This window comes from Hornefia porci, from assembly GCF_001940235.1.
Lineage (GTDB): Bacteria > Bacillota > Clostridia > Peptostreptococcales > Anaerovoracaceae > Aminicella > Aminicella porci.
In genome coordinates, this window is sequence record NZ_MJIE01000001.1 from 2,668,749 (window position 1) to 2,683,196 (window position 14,448).

13 protein-coding genes are annotated in these 14,448 nt (G+C 53.5%); 7 read left to right on the plus strand and 6 right to left on the minus strand.

Features of this window, described 5'->3' with window-relative positions; all coding sequences use genetic code 11:
- Positions 1 to 120 precede the first annotated feature (120 nt).
- The 4 genes from BHK98_RS12355 to BHK98_RS12370 all read left to right on the plus strand — a co-directional run bounded on the left by BHK98_RS12355 (position 121) and on the right by BHK98_RS12370 (position 3,369).
- Positions 121 to 1,626 (plus strand): M20/M25/M40 family metallo-hydrolase, encoded by a 1,506-nt coding sequence (locus tag BHK98_RS12355; protein WP_245796897.1) that lies wholly within the window; start codon positions 121 to 123, stop codon positions 1,624 to 1,626.
- Between the two features lie 353 nt (positions 1,627 to 1,979).
- Entirely contained in the window at positions 1,980 to 2,696 is a 717-nt protein-coding gene (locus BHK98_RS12360) for a hypothetical protein (RefSeq protein WP_143404593.1), read from the plus strand.
- An 11-nt stretch (positions 2,697 to 2,707) separates the two neighbouring features.
- The gene (locus BHK98_RS12365) at positions 2,708 to 2,998 is read left to right on the plus strand and encodes a hypothetical protein (protein ID WP_075714646.1); all 291 of its coding nucleotides are present in this window, start codon (positions 2,708 to 2,710) and stop codon (positions 2,996 to 2,998) included.
- A 113-nt stretch (positions 2,999 to 3,111) separates the two neighbouring features.
- The gene (locus BHK98_RS12370) at positions 3,112 to 3,369 is read left to right on the plus strand and encodes a hypothetical protein (RefSeq protein ID WP_075714648.1); all 258 of its coding nucleotides are present in this window, start codon (positions 3,112 to 3,114) and stop codon (positions 3,367 to 3,369) included.
- Between the two features lie 109 nt (positions 3,370 to 3,478).
- Here the strand turns inward: BHK98_RS12370 and gap are convergent, their stop codons facing one another.
- The 6 genes from gap to BHK98_RS12400 form a co-directional block, all read right to left on the minus strand.
- Positions 3,479 to 4,498: a type I glyceraldehyde-3-phosphate dehydrogenase gene (gene gap / locus BHK98_RS12375; RefSeq protein ID WP_075714650.1), complete on the minus strand. Its 1,020-nt coding sequence runs from the start codon at positions 4,496 to 4,498 to the stop codon at positions 3,479 to 3,481.
- On the minus strand, positions 4,495 to 6,216 hold the full coding sequence (gene ptsP / locus BHK98_RS12380) for a phosphoenolpyruvate--protein phosphotransferase (RefSeq protein WP_143404594.1): 1,722 nt from the start codon (positions 6,214 to 6,216) through the stop codon (positions 4,495 to 4,497). Before ptsP ends, gap begins: the two co-directional genes overlap by 4 nt.
- A 34-nt stretch (positions 6,217 to 6,250) precedes the next feature.
- Positions 6,251 to 6,517 carry an HPr family phosphocarrier protein gene (locus BHK98_RS12385; RefSeq protein ID WP_075714652.1) on the minus strand — a complete coding sequence of 89 codons (267 nt, stop codon included), beginning with the start codon at positions 6,515 to 6,517 and terminating at the stop codon, positions 6,251 to 6,253.
- 64 nt (positions 6,518 to 6,581) lie between these two features.
- Positions 6,582 to 8,546: a PTS fructose transporter subunit IIABC gene (locus BHK98_RS12390; RefSeq protein ID WP_075714654.1), complete on the minus strand. Its 1,965-nt coding sequence runs from the start codon at positions 8,544 to 8,546 to the stop codon at positions 6,582 to 6,584.
- A gap of 30 nt (positions 8,547 to 8,576) precedes the next feature.
- Positions 8,577 to 9,470 carry a 1-phosphofructokinase family hexose kinase gene (locus BHK98_RS12395; protein ID WP_075714656.1) on the minus strand — a complete coding sequence of 298 codons (894 nt, stop codon included), beginning with the start codon at positions 9,468 to 9,470 and terminating at the stop codon, positions 8,577 to 8,579.
- Positions 9,467 to 10,225 carry a DeoR/GlpR family DNA-binding transcription regulator gene (locus tag BHK98_RS12400; RefSeq protein WP_075714658.1) on the minus strand — a complete coding sequence of 253 codons (759 nt, stop codon included), beginning with the start codon at positions 10,223 to 10,225 and terminating at the stop codon, positions 9,467 to 9,469. The genes BHK98_RS12395 and BHK98_RS12400 overlap by 4 nt, the downstream gene beginning before the upstream one ends.
- Before the next feature lie 228 nt (positions 10,226 to 10,453).
- Between BHK98_RS12400 and BHK98_RS12405 the strand changes: the two genes are divergently transcribed.
- Genes BHK98_RS12405 through BHK98_RS12415 form a run of 3 tightly spaced genes read left to right on the plus strand, consistent with a single transcriptional unit; the run spans position 10,454 to position 14,426 of the window.
- Positions 10,454 to 11,242, plus strand: coding sequence for an SDR family oxidoreductase (locus tag BHK98_RS12405; protein ID WP_083628308.1), 789 nt, complete (start codon positions 10,454 to 10,456; stop codon positions 11,240 to 11,242).
- 41 nt (positions 11,243 to 11,283) lie between these two features.
- Positions 11,284 to 13,086, plus strand: coding sequence for an FtsW/RodA/SpoVE family cell cycle protein (locus tag BHK98_RS12410; protein WP_075714660.1), 1,803 nt, complete (start codon positions 11,284 to 11,286; stop codon positions 13,084 to 13,086).
- Positions 13,083 to 14,426, plus strand: a complete 1,344-nt coding sequence (locus BHK98_RS12415) for a penicillin-binding transpeptidase domain-containing protein (protein WP_075714661.1) — start codon at positions 13,083 to 13,085, stop codon at positions 14,424 to 14,426. Before BHK98_RS12410 ends, BHK98_RS12415 begins: the two co-directional genes overlap by 4 nt.
- Positions 14,427 to 14,448 lie beyond the last annotated feature (22 nt).

Genomic DNA, 14,448 nt, shown 5'->3' on the forward strand with positions numbered 1-14,448 from the left:
GACGCGTAACGGTTTCTGATGGAGGAGCTCGGCGCGGATCCGTATTTTCAGGCTCACCCGGAATATTTCGGGACCTGTGAAATAGAGGGAGACCCTTTTCAGCGCAGGGTGAGTTACGCCATGGTGAGAGGTCAGGGAAACGACGCGGTGGTCTTTGTTCATCACAATGATGTGGTTGACGTGGAGGATTATAAGCTCCTGAAGGAATACGCATTTTCTCCGGATGAGCTGGAGAAGGAGCTGGCGGGAATCAGGGAATCTCTGCCGGAGGATGCCGGGAGGGATCTGGAATCGGGCGAGTGGCTGTTCGGACGGGGCGGCTGCGATATGAAGGGCGGCGGAGCAATTCAGTTTTCTCTGCTCCGGAGATACGCGCAGCTTCCGGATTTCCGCGGGAATGTCATTGTGATTGCGGTGCCGGATGAGGAAAATCTTTCCGCGGGTATGCGCCGCGCCGTGCAGCTTCTGGCGGAACTGAAGGATCGGTATGGCTTCGACTATAAAATCATGTTCAATTCCGAGCCGCATCAGCGGAAGAATCCTGACGTGGGAATTATTTCAGAGGGCTCGGTGGGCAAGCTCCTGCCGTTCGTGTATGTCCGCGGCTATCTGTCACATATCGGAAAAGTCTACGAGGGTCTGAACCCGGTCAGCCTGTTGAGTGAAATTGTGAGACGGACGGAGCTGAATGTGGATTTTTCGGACGTTGTGGGCAATGAATGTGCACCGCCGCCCACCTGGCTGTACATGAAGGACAGCAAGAAACACTACGACGTGTCAATGCCGCTTTCTGCTTCCGGGTGCTTCAGCGTTCTGACGCTGGATCAGTCGCCGCAGAGCCTTCTGAACAAAGTGAAATCTGTCTGCGAGGAGGCGTTTGAATGTGTAGTCGCAGACATGAACGACAGTTATCGGCGATTCTGCGAGACGGCGGAACCGGTGGCGTCGGAGCTTCCCTGGAAGAGCAGGGTGGAAGATTTCGATACTCTGCTTCGGGAGGCGGCGTCAGCTTATGGCGACCGCTTCCGGGAGGCGTACGAAAGAAAAAGAAAAGACGCTCTGGCGCGGGTCGCTTCCGGAGAAACGGATCTGATAGAATGTAATTTTGAAATCGTGGATTTCGTTTTTGAGTACATTGATGATTTTTCTCCAAGAGTGATCTACGGACTGATTCCGCCTTACTATCCGAATGTATCCAATGTGTTTTTCGAGGGGCTGGAGCCCTCTGTGGCAGGACTTTACGAAAAACTGGATCAGTTTGCGGCGGAGAACTTCCGGCAGCATTATGAGAGAGAATATTTCTATACGGGAATCTGTGATCTGTCCTTTACGAGTATCCGCGGCGGAGCGGATATCCGGAAGGCACTGGAGCGGTCGATGCCGCTTCTGGGAGAGTACTTCGACCTGCCCGTTGAAGCCATTGAGAAAATATCCATGCCCTGCATGAACATCGGCCCGTGGGGGAAGGATTTTCACAAGATGACCGAGAGGGTGTACAAAGAAGATCTGTATGAGAGAACTCCAATGCTGCTGAATCGGGCAGTGGAACTGATTCTGAACGGAGGGCAGCCGCTGAAAGGAGTCTTAAATGGACTTCAGGAGGGAATGAATATTCCGGATTTATAACAGACAATCCGGCTTATCGGATGCGATTGTCTGATGATACGGGAGGCTTTAACGGCTTCCCTTTTTCTTATGTCAGGAAATCAGAAATTGTCGGTGTTATGTATGAAAAAAATAAATCTCCCCAATATTTTTGTCCCCCTTTTAGTATTCTGTGCGTTTATATGTATGGAGAGGGTAAAATTAGCACAAATCGTTTGAATTTTATAGTGGTGAAATATGCGCAAGAGGAGCTTTATATCGGGAATGACGCGTACCCCAAAAAGTGGAGTAAAGAAATTGAAATTAACACAAGATGCTGTTATCATTTTGTCAAACAAGTTTTTTATTTTGCGTTAAGAAAAGGAGGTGTTCACATGGTAAATATGAATGCAAGAAGGATTATATCGTTAATGATTGCTTTTACTTTGATAGTAACTATGCCTGCAACCGCCTTCGGGGCGACAAAAATAGACCCCGGGGACAGTATAGATCACAAAATAGACATGGCATTAAGCGACGATATAAAAGCATTGCAAATTGACGAAAACACTGTAAAATTATACGATTATGAAAACAGTGCAATACTCAAGATTCACGAAAATGAAGGCGTTATAAAATACGATGTAAAGGTGGATGGCGAATCGGAAAGTGATTATTTTCTGATTAATAAAGAAAAGGGGACCTTGTACTCGTCTCAAACTGGACAAACTGTAACAATTCAAGAATTGTCTATTGATCAATCTGTCGAAAACCAAAAGGCCGCTAAGGCAAAATCAAATTGGCCGAAAACATATTCAATAAGTTATAAAAAACTTAGGAGTGTAGTTTCTTCCACTGCAAATAAGTTTACCATTGCTGTGGCGATAATTACAGTTGCAGCAGCCATTATGGGAGTCACAATTTCGACAGCAGGTGGTGTAGTGGTTGCACTTATAGGTGCAGGATTTGTAGCTATATACGAGGGGCTCAAATATCCTAAAAAAACGAAAGGTGTGAAAGTAAAAGTCGATCGAAAGAAAGTAACAGAATACCATGGGAATTCATCGTGGACTGGATACAGGTACAATGTTGTGAAAGTCTGGACATATTAGGGGGCTCAATTATGAAAGGAGATTTTTATAAAAATGAAGACAAATGCATAAAACTGGCATTGCGCAGGATTCTGATAATATATGAAACAATTTATGTGGCGATTGCAATAATAATAAAAATGAGCGTTTTCGGAACTTATTCTGAAACGAGGCAATATGTAATTGTAACGTTAAGTGTTGTATCTTTAATACTGATTGCAGTATACAAAGTTCTCTGCGCAAAAAAAGAAATAAATGATAACGGAATGTTGCTACTGATGTCAGTATACTCAATACTATTCCTCGTATTTGCATTATTATGAGAACATTCAACAGAAACTGCAATATAAGTTACTCAAACCACAATAATGCTGGCTGCGCATCAAACAATGCGCATTTCGGAGAGAACATCAATAACCGCTGAAAGGAGTCTTAAATGGATAAGGGAAAAACCAGATGGATGGTAAAAACAGGAATCCTTATTTTCGGACTGCTTCTATATAATCTGGCAGACAAAGGCGGCCGGGGATTTCTGATAGCAGGATTATTCTGTTTTGCGGTTGCGGTAACGTTATTTACGGAAGACTGCATTGATGACATCAGACATCGGAAAAAGAGGAGCATGATAAGGGATATCCTTTTCGTAATCCTGGCAGTGCTCCTGATTGTTTCGGGAGGGCGCTCTCTGCTTTGAGGAGCGGGATGAAGAAAAAATAAAAATCTCAGGCAATATCTGTGAGCAGCACCCGCAGTATTTGCCTGAGTTTTTGTTTTGATTAATGTCCGGTGATGACCGGCGGCTGTTATTTCAGAGTCGCCATGTAATCCAGAGTTCTGATCAGCTGGCTTACGTAGGACATCTCGTTGTCGTACCAGGAGACAACTCTTACCTCATAGATGTGAGTTCCGCATTTCTGGGCGAGGGTCTGGGTCGCATCGAACAGGGAACCGTAGCTCATGCCGATGGTGTCGCTGGAAACGATTTCGTCCTCGGTGTAGCCGAAGGAATCATTGGAAGCGGCTTTCATGGCCTCGTTGATGCCTTCCACGGATACGCTGTCGGTCATGTCCTTCAGAGTCGCGTCCAGGATGGTGATGGATCCGCTGGGAACCGGAACTCTCTGCGCGGAGCCGATCAGCTTGCCGTCCAGTTCAGGGATGACCAGACCGATCGCCTTGGCGGCGCCGGAGCTCGTCGGTACGATGTTCTGCGCGCCGGCTCTGGATCTTCTCAGATTGCCTTTTCTCTGCGGTCCGTCCAGAATCATCTGATCGCCGGTGTAGGCGTGGATCGTGGTCATGAATCCTGTTCTGACCTCTCTGTACTGGTTCAGAGCCTTCGCCATCGGCGCCAGGCAGTTCGTGGTGCAGGAGGCGCCGGAAACGATATTGTCTTCCGGAGTCAGAGTCTCATGATTGGTGCCGAATACGATCGTCGGAATATCGTTTCCGGCAGGAGCAGAGATCAGAACCTTCTTTGCGCCGGCGTCGATGTGAGCCTGAGCCTTGGCCTTGGAGGTGTAGAAGCCTGTGCATTCCAGAACGATATCGACATTCAGCTCCTTCCAGGGCAGGTTCTTCGCATCCGCTTCCTTGTAAATTGTAATCTTCCTGCCGTCCACGGTGATGGAATCGTCGTCATACTCGACGGTGTGTCCGTGATAACCGCCCTGAACGGTGTCGTACTTCAGCAGATAAGCCAGCATTTCCGGCTTGGTCAGATCGTTGATTGCGACGACTTCGAAGCTGTCGTCTGCCCATACCTTACGAAATGCGAGTCTGCCGATACGTCCGAAACCATTAATTGCTAATCTGATACTCATCTTGAGATCCTCCTTTTTACTTTATCCTTAAGATAACGTTTGATATTGGCGGCGCTGTCTCTTGCGAGAGCGTGCCTTGCAATGTGATCCGCCTCGACTCTTGTCCACAAAGACATGTTGTAGCGGGTGCTGAGCACCTTTTCGTGGCTGACGCTGAATTCATCCAGCCCGAAGGCCAGAAGAACAGGAATCAGCGCCGGATCCGATGCCGCTTCGCCGCACATGCCCACCGGGATGCCCGCGTTGTGGGCGCAGGAGCAGATGCGTTTGATACTGCGGAGTACCGCGGGATCATACGCCGTATAGAGGTCGGCGACCTGACTGTTTCCCCGGTCCGCGCACATGGTGTACCCGGTCAGATCGTTGGTTCCGATACTGAAGAAGTCCACCTCGGCGGCCAGTCTGTCCGCCATCATACAGGCGGCCGGAGTCTCGACCATAATCCCGATGGGGGTGTCCGGGTTGAAGTGTTTTCCTTCCCGGGTCAGATCCTCGACACACCGGTCGCGGAGCTTTTTAACTTCACGAACCTCCTCCACGCGGGTGATCATTGGTATCATAATACGAAGATTTCCGTATGCGCTAGCACGAAGCAGTGCTCTGAGCTGTGCCTGGAACAGGTCGTGATTGTTCAGGCAGAAGCGTATTGCCCGGTACCCGAGGAACGGATTGTCCTCTTTGGGAAGGTTCAGATACGGAATTTCTTTGTCGCCGCCGATGTCCAGTGTGCGGATGATGACCGGCTTGTCTCCGAAGGTCTGAACCACCTTCTTGTACGCCTCGTACTGCTCATCCTCCAGCGGTGCGGAGGGACGGTTCATATAGAGGAATTCCGTCCGCAGAAGGCCGACGCCCTCCGCATCGTCGTCTTTCGCGATTACGCCGTCCGCCGGCGTTCCGATGTTGGCGACGATTTCCCGGAGCTCCCCGTCACCGGTGACAGAGGGTTTGCCCCGGAAGGCCTCAAGGCGCAGTTTCATTTCCTGAAATTCCTCGGCCTTTTTCGTGTACTTCTCAATCTCCTCGTCGGCGGGAGAGAGAATAACCGAACCCTCTGTGCCGTCCACGATGACCGTGTCGCCGTCGTGAACGCTGTCCAGAAGATTTTGTACGCTCAGCACCGCCGGGATCTCCAGCGCCCTGGACAGGATTGCGGAGTGCGAGGTATAGCCGCCGCTGGCGGTGACGATGCCGGCCACGGAATCCTTTGTAATCCCCACCGTCATAGAGGGAGTGAGATCCTCTGTGACGATGACGGTACCCGCCGGAACCCTGGCCAGATCCACATCCTCGATGCCCTGAAGGTGCATGATCAGACGCGTTCTGATGTCAGCGATGTCCGTTGCCCGTTCCATGGTCAGCTGGTCGCCCGTCGCCCGGAACATTTCGATGACCGAGTTCAGGATCCGGTCTGTCGCTGATTCCGCATTGAGTCCCTTGCGGATCTCGTCTGTGATCTGCTGGAGCACAAAGGGGTCGCGGATCAGCTGAATGTGTCCGCGGAGGATTCCCGCCTCTTTTTCGGAGGCCGCCTGTTCCAGCTCCGCTGCCATTGTTTCAGTATCCGCGCAGAAGCCTTCGAGTGCGTCGTTGAAGCGGGCGACTTCCTGTTCAGTATCCGCCGGGGCGGCAGTCGAGATTTCCTTCGGCGTTGTAATGACGACCCGTACTGTTCCGATGCCGATTCCTTCGGATGCTGCGATTCCTTTCAAAATCATAATTTCACCTGCGTTTCTGTTACCGTGCTGCGGTTTATTCTTCCCCCAGACCGGATTCGATCATGGAGACGGCCTCATCCAGCGCCGCCTGTTCGTCCTCGCCGCTGCAGACGACTTCGATTTCGCTGCCGAATTTGATGCACGCCGCGATGAGATTCATCAGGCTTTTGCCGTTGACGGTCAGACCGTTGAAATTAATTGTGACGTCGGATTTGTACTTTGCCATCGCGTTGACAAAGACTGTTGCGGGGCGCATGTGGAAGCCCTGGGAATTAGTTACCTTGAGTTGCTTGCTTACCATAGTGATTTCTCCTTTTATATATTAAACTTTCAGCTACAAAATATGATTCGGTGCAGACGCCGCGTCAGGCGGCCGCTGCAGCCTGCTTCGCCGGCACGGACTGGGGCTGCTTCTTCTTCAGAAGGGCAAGCATCAGCATCCCGGCGACAGCGCCTGCGGCCAGAGCGATCAGGTAGCCGCCGACATTCCCCACTACCGGGAATACGAAGATTCCGCCATGAGGGGCGCGAAGGGTGCATCCGAACGCCATGGAAAGAGCGCCGGCCAGCCCCGATCCCACGACGCAGGAGGGAATGACGCGGAGCGGATCCGCAGCCGCATAGGGGATGGCGCCTTCAGTGATGAAGCACAGGCCCATGATGTAGTTCACCGGTCCGGATTTCAGTTCATTGGGGGTCCATCTGTTTTTGAAGAAGGTGGTTGCCAGCGCGATGGCGATGGGAGGGACCATGCCTCCGATCATCACGGCTGCCATGATGTTGAAGTCGCCCGTTGTCAGAGCGGCGGTGCCGAACACATACGCAGCCTTGTTGAAGGGACCGCCCATATCGATGGCCATCATGCCCGCGACGATAATTCCGAGAATGATCTGACTTGTGCCTCCCATGGATTTCAGACCGTGGGTCATTGCGGTGTTCAGCGCTCCGACGGCCGGGTTGACCGCGCACATGAACGCGCCCATCAGTATGATCCCGAAGAGGGGCAGGATGAGAATCGGCAGCATATTCTCGATCGCCCTGGGCAGGAATGCGAATATTTTTTTGAGCAGGAGCACGATGTATCCGCCGGCGAAGCCTGCCAGAAGCGCTCCGAGGAATCCGGAGACAGCCGCCGCCTGACCGGCCGGGTCAGCGAAGGTGCTGCCGACTGTGGCGATATATCCTCCGACGAAGCCGACTGCGAGGCCGGGTCTGTCAGCGATGCTCATGGAGATGAATCCCGCGAGAACGGGGAGCATGAAACTGAACGCGTATCCGCCGACGGTCTTGAAGAAGGCCGCCGCGGCGGTGTAGGTTCCGAAATCGCTGTTTCTGGGGGCCCCGGCGATGGTATCGATCAGGAACGCCAGCGCAATCATGATTCCGCCGCCGATGACGAACGGAAGCATATAGGACACGCCGTTCATCAGATCTTTGTAAATCTTTCTTCCGATGGATTCTCCTTCGGGCGCACCTGAGGAATCCTCCTCCGCGCCGCCCTGATGATGGTAGATCGGAGCCTCGCCGTTCAGAATGCGGCTGATCAGCTCCCCGGGCTTGTTAATGCCGTCCGCAACCTTCGTGATGACGACCGGCTTGCCGTCGAAACGGGCCATTTTCACATTTTTATCTGCGGCGACGATGATGCCGTCCGCCTCTGCTATTTCCTCCGGCGTCAGGACATTCTTCGCGCCGCCGGAGCCGTTGGTTTCCGCCTTCAGCCAGATTCCCATCTTTTCGCCCTGCTGCTCCAGCGCCTCTGCGGCCATATAGGTATGGGCGATGCCGGTGGGGCAGGCGGTCACGGCCAGGATTTTGTGTGTCGCGGCGGAGGGGGCTTCCTCTGCGGGAGCGGCTTCCGCCTCGTCCGGGAATTTCGCGGTCTCCGCGTCATCGATGGCCTGCAGGAATTCTTCCGGCGTATCGGCCGCCAGGAGCTTTGCCCGCAGATCCAGATCCATCAGGAGCATCATCAGACGGGAGAGCACCTCCAGATGGAGATCCCCGTCCATCGGCGCTGCGATCATGAAGAGAAGATTGGACGGCTTTCCGTCCGGGGCGCCGTATTCAATGCCCTGATCCACAGTCATGGCAGTGAGCCCGGGCGTCTTTACGGCAGGGCTTTTGCAGTGAGGAATGGCGATTCCCTCGCCGACAGCAGTCGTGCTTTCCTCTTCCCGCGCCAGGATGCCTTTGGTGTATTCTTCTTTGTCGGAGAGGTTCCCCGCCTGATCATGAAGATCGATCAGTGTGCGGATCGCCTCCTGTTTCTCTGTGATGTCTGCGTGGAGAAGAATGGATTGAGGTTTCAGAAGATCTTTTGTACGCATTTCAACATTTCCTTTCTCAGAGACAAACTCTTACTGCTCCAGCTCCGCCAGACAGGCCTCTATGCTGTCCCGGTCCGCCAGCCCCGGAGTGAAGGCGGTCGCGGATCCCGCGGCCCCACCGAGGTTCAGAGCGTGTTGATAGTTCTGCGTGGTGTTGTAGCCCGCAATGAATCCCGCGACCATTGAATCGCCGGATCCGACGGTATTTATCGCACTGCCCGAGGGGACGCCGCACCGGTAGACGCGGCCGTCCTCCGCCAGCAGCATGGCTCCCTCTCTGCCGAGGGAGATGATGACGTTGCGGGCGCCCATGGCGTGTAGCCTTTCGGCGCCCTCGAGAGGAGTTATTTCACCGAACAGTTCGATGAGTTCGTCCCGGTTCGGTTTTATGAGGAAGGGGCGGTGCTTCAGCGTACTCAGAAGCAGCTCCCCGTTTGTATCAACCACCGGCAGAGCGCCTTGCATCTCAGCTGTTGAGAGAAGGCGGTCGTAGGTATCTGCCGGCAAGCCATTCGGAATGGAACCGGAAATCACCAGGATGTCTCCCTTGCGCATTTTGGTTAACTTATCAATGAGGAGTAAAAAGTCTTTTTCTTCGGGAATGGCACCCTGCCCATTGATTTCCGTTTCCTGAGTTGATTTTATCTTTACGTTGATTCTGGTAATCCCTGTACCCAGATGAACAAAGTCGGTTGCGATGTTCTGGTCGTGCAGCCCCTTTTCCAGCGCTTCGCCTGTGAATCCGGCGACAAAGCCCAGTGCAACGCTTGGAATTCCCATGTGCTGCAGCATGACGGAGACGTTTATCCCCTTGCCTCCGAAGTAATATTCCTCCTGCCGGGAGCGGTTTGTGGCTCCCATAACCATGCTGTCCAGGTGAACGATATAATCGATTGCGGGACTGATGGTAACAGTGTAGATCATGCTTCTACCTCCTTGATTACGGTGATGTTCCGGTAAATCTCGTTTGGCAGACGGTCCGTGACGATGCACGCGCAGTTAAGCTTGCCGAAGGAGACGGACGAAACGTTGTCAAATTTACTGCTGTCACAAAGCACGTAGGTGATGTAGCTGTGCCGGATGGCCTGAGCTTTAATCCGGGCCTCGTCCATCTCCGGCGTTGTAAAGCCCCGGGAGGGATCGACTCCGTTCGTCCCCATAAAGCACTTGGTGAAGTTGCAGTTGTCGATGTATTCCATAGCGCCCGCGCCGACGATCGCTTCAGTGGTGGCTTTCAGAACTCCTCCGGGAAGGAATACCCGGAATCCTCTTTCCACCAGGCGTCTGGCGTGCATGATGCCGTTGGTGACAAAGTACACGCTGCCGGTCAGCGAGGAATCTATATAAGGGATGATCCGCTCGGTCGTGGTTCCTGCATCGATATAAACGAAATCATTTTCGTTAATCTGCGTCGCTGCGTACCGGGCGATGGCATCCTTGGCTGCTGTGTTTCTGGATTCTCTGGTGAGCACATCTGATTCAACGGTGTTAACGGAGGGTTCAAGAGCCACGGCACCGCCGAAGACTTTCCTGAGCTTCCCGCTCTCGTCCAGCTCGCGAATATCGCGACGGACAGTGGACTGGCTGGTGTGAAGCTGCTCTGCTAATGTGTTCACCTTGACGGCTCCCTTTTCGGCAAGCTCCTTCAGTATAAAAGCAAAGCGTTCTTCCTGCAGCATCCTGACCCTCCTTTGTCACGTGAGAATTTTCAATCAATTTTCTTTACACCTATATATTACCACAAATTCAATCAAAGTCAAGCAGAAATGTTCAAAAAATGTCAAAAAAATAATAAAAGAATGAGCAAAAACTTCCAAACAGCGTGCCGGGCAGCGTGCCGGGCGCGCGGTGACAGCGCACGGTAAGTTAGTGTGGAATTTTTTGCCAACCTGTGATAAAATGTTCTTATGAGCAAGGATATCAATAGGAAGAAAACCGCGCTGGTTGCCGGAGGATCCCGGGGAATCGGGGCGGCGACGGTGAGGGGTCTGGCGGCCGGTGGCTGCGAGACCGTGTTTCTGTATAAGGAAAGCTGTGCCGCGGCCGGGGCTCTTGCGCTGGAGGCCGGGGCCGAGGGAAACATCCTGCCCGTCCGCTGCGATATCGCAGATCATGATGCGGTAAAGACCGCTGTCGGGGAGGCGGGAAGAGAACTCTCCCGCAGGCTGGCAGCATCAGAGCACAGAAGCTTCGGGGGAGACTTCGATATCGTGGTCTGTAACGCCGGAGTGAGTCTGACCGGTCTGTTCCCGGATATGACGGACGAACAGTGGGAGTTTCTGCGGGGCGTTAATCTCGACGGTGCGGTTCACGTGCTGCGTGAGGTTCTTCCCCCGATGATCAGCGCCCGCAAGGGGAGCATTGTCCTCGTATCATCAATGTGGGGGAGAACCGGAGCCTCCTGTGAGGCGGGATACTCCGCGACAAAGGCTGCTCTGGCAGGCCTGGGAAAAAGTCTCGCGAAGGAGCTCGGCCCTTCGGGGATACGGGTCAACTGTGTGGCACCCGGCGTCATCGATACGGATATGAACCGCGGACTGACGCAGGAGGACATTGAAATGCTCCGGGAGGAAACTCCGCTGGGAAGAACAGGACGCCCGGAGGAGGTCGCGGACCTGATTTTGTTCCTCGCGTCAGAAAGGGCGTCCTTCATAACCGGACAGGTCATCGGCGTTGACGGAGGTTTTGTGATATAAGCTGATATAAATATGATAGAAAACGATTACGGAGATTATGCATGGAGATTATACTGGGAATCTTAAAAGGAATAGGAGGTTTTTTCGCCGGAATCCCGCAGGCGATAGCCGATGTGTTCACGCTGACCAGTAATGTGGGGCAGATCTACACGGCCTTTGCGCGCTGGATATTTATTCTGCTTGCCCTCTTTATTCTTCTGACGTCGATCCGTTCGCTGCTGAAAAGCCGGAATCCGTCTGAAGTCTGGGCGTATCTGAATATCGGGGATTATATGAATGTTCCTTTGCGGCACTGGGAGAATGTGATCGGACGCGCCAGAAGCTGCGACATTCAGATTGACGATATGAGTGTGTCCCGCAATCACGGGACACTGACCCGCGACAACAGCGGCGTCTGGAAGTATATGGATCTTGGGTCGAAAAACGGCGCGAGTGTGAACGGCAGGCGTGTCCGGCCCAATGCGGAGGTACAGCTGAAGGCCGGCGACCGGCTGCAGCTGGGCGGCGCGGTCTGCACTTTGTTCCCCATCAGCATTGAGGAGCGGCGCAACAACATCCAGTTCCGTCAGGAGGATACGGTGGTGGCGTCGCCGTGGCCGTCGCTTGTGGCGCTTACGGTGTTTCAGATCATGACGGTGATTCAGCTGATGATCGGGCTGGGAGAGAAGTACAACGCGCAGATTACCATATCCTTTCTGGGAATATGTGTTCTGATGTGGGTGTATGTTCTGCTCCTGCGGGGGATGAAACGGCGGGGATTCGAGATGGAAACCATCGCGTTCTTCCTGTCCACGCTTTCTCTGGCGGTGACGGCCACCTGTCTGCCGAATCAGGTGTTCAAGCAGTTTATAACGGTTGTGATGGGAGTCGTCCTGTTCTTCTTCATGTGTACCTGGCTTCGGGATCTGCCCCGCACCATCGCGCTGAAGAAGGTGATGTATGTAGCGGCGGTTCTGCTGCTGCTGTTTAATGTATTTTTCGGGACGACAAAGAACGGTGCGTCTAACTGGGTGCAGCTGGGCGGTCTTACTATTCAGCCCTCTGAAATCGTCAAACTCGCCTTCATCTGGGTGGGTGCGGCGTCGCTGGACGAACTGTTCAGACGGAGGAATACACTGTATTTTACTATATTCGCTGTATTCTGCTTCGGGTGCCTCGCGGCGATGAGTGATTTCGGCACGGCGATGATCTTCTTCGTCATCTTCCTGATTATCTCCTTCCTCCGAAGCGGAGATTTCACCAAGCTCATCGTGATTCTGGGCGTGACCTTTGCCGGGGGTCTGATGGTTCTGAAATTCGCTTTCGCCTCCTATGTGGCCAGCCGGTTCGCGGTCTGGGGTCACGCATGGGATCCGGAGTTCATAGGCGGTACAGGCTTTCAGATGACGCGAGCCATGACCGCAGCGGCCAGCGGCGGTTTCGTCGGACTGGGCGCCGGCGAAGGATGGCTGAACGGGATTATCGCTTCGGAGACGGACCTGGTATTCTGCGTCGTAACAGAAGAGTGGGGACTGATCATCGCACTTCTGGCGGTGGCGGCCATCGTGACGCTTTCAGTCTTTGCGTACCGTTCGATTCTGGCCGGCCGGTCCACATATTATACAATCGCGGCCTGTTCCGCCATGGCGATTTTCCTGATGCAGACCAGTCTGAACGTGCTGGGCTCGGTGAATCTGCTTCCGCTGACCGGCGTAGCGTTCCCGTTCCTGTCAGCAGGCGGAACCTCCATGATCGCTTCCTGGGGGCTTCTGGCCTTCCTGAAGGCGGCGGACACCAGACAGAACGCCAGTATCGCGGTGAGCCTCAAGGACAAAGGACTGGGAGAGGAGGTCGATGAGATATGAAAAAGCTGGAGCATCGTGCGATTATATGCCTTCTGATTGCCGCTGTGCTGGTAATCGGCGTCGGGATTTTCGTCTTTCGCTTTGTGACGCAGGGAGCGGACTGGGCGACATATGCCTATAACAGTCATATCTTTGCCAATGGGGAGCTGATCTCCGGCAGCCTTTACGATGTGAACGGAACACTGCTGGTCGGAAACAAAGACGGCAAAGCTGCCTGGCTGAAGGATGCGGCGGCGCGGAGAGCGGTCGCCCATGCGGTGGGGGACTCCAAAGGAAATGTGGCCACGGGAGCGCTGTCCGCATACCAGGACAAAATGATCGGATATAACATCGTGACCGGAACCTACTCGGTTACCGGAAAGGGAAAGGATATCACCCTGACGGTGAACAAGGATATCAGCAGAACCGCCTATAACGCGCTGGCCGGAAGAAAAGGCTGCGTGGGAGTATATAACTACAAAACCGGAGAAATTCTGTGCATGGTGAGCACGCCGTCCTTCGACCCGAAGAACCCTCCGTCAGCCGCAAAGGCTGCCTCAGGCACCTTTGTAAACAAATTTCTTCGGGGAACCATGACGCCCGGCTCCATATTCAAGCTGGTCACCTCCGCGGCGGTCATCGAAAACTACGATAATTACCAGAACTGGTCTTATACGTGTACGGGAAGCCGGACGATCGGCGGACAGAAGGTCACCTGTACTCAGGCGCACGGTCGGGAAAATTTCTCTCAGGCGCTGGCGAATTCCTGTAACTGCGCATTTTCTGTTCTGACACAGAAGGTGGGCGCATCGGTGATGAAGGATTATGTGAAAAAGACGGGACTGACGGAGGCTTATGACATCGACGGTATAACGAATGCGCGGGGCACGTTCAAGTTCCCGGCGTATGAACCTCTGTCCCTCGCCTGGGCCGGAATCGGGCAGTGGAAGGATCAGCTGAACCCCTGTTCCATGCTGGTGTATCTCAGCGCGATAGCGAGAGACGGTCACGGCGTCGAGCCGCGCTTCATACACTCATCGGGCAGTGAAGGAAAGACTACCGATCAGATGATTGACGCCTCCACGGCCTCAACGCTGCGCAGGATGATGCGGAACAATGTGACGAGCAACTATGGACAGGCTAATTATCCGGGACTTGAGATTTATGCCAAGTCCGGAACGGCCGAGGTCGGAACCGCCAATCCGACAGCCTGGTTCTGCGGATTTATCCGGAACGAGGGGTACCCGTACGCATTCATCGTCTGCGTTGAAAACGGAGGCTACGGAAGTACAGTGGCGGGTCCGGTGGCGAATACGGTAATGCAGAAGGTGGTGAATACGGAATCTGCAAGAACGCAATAGTCCGAAAGGACGGATTCTGCGG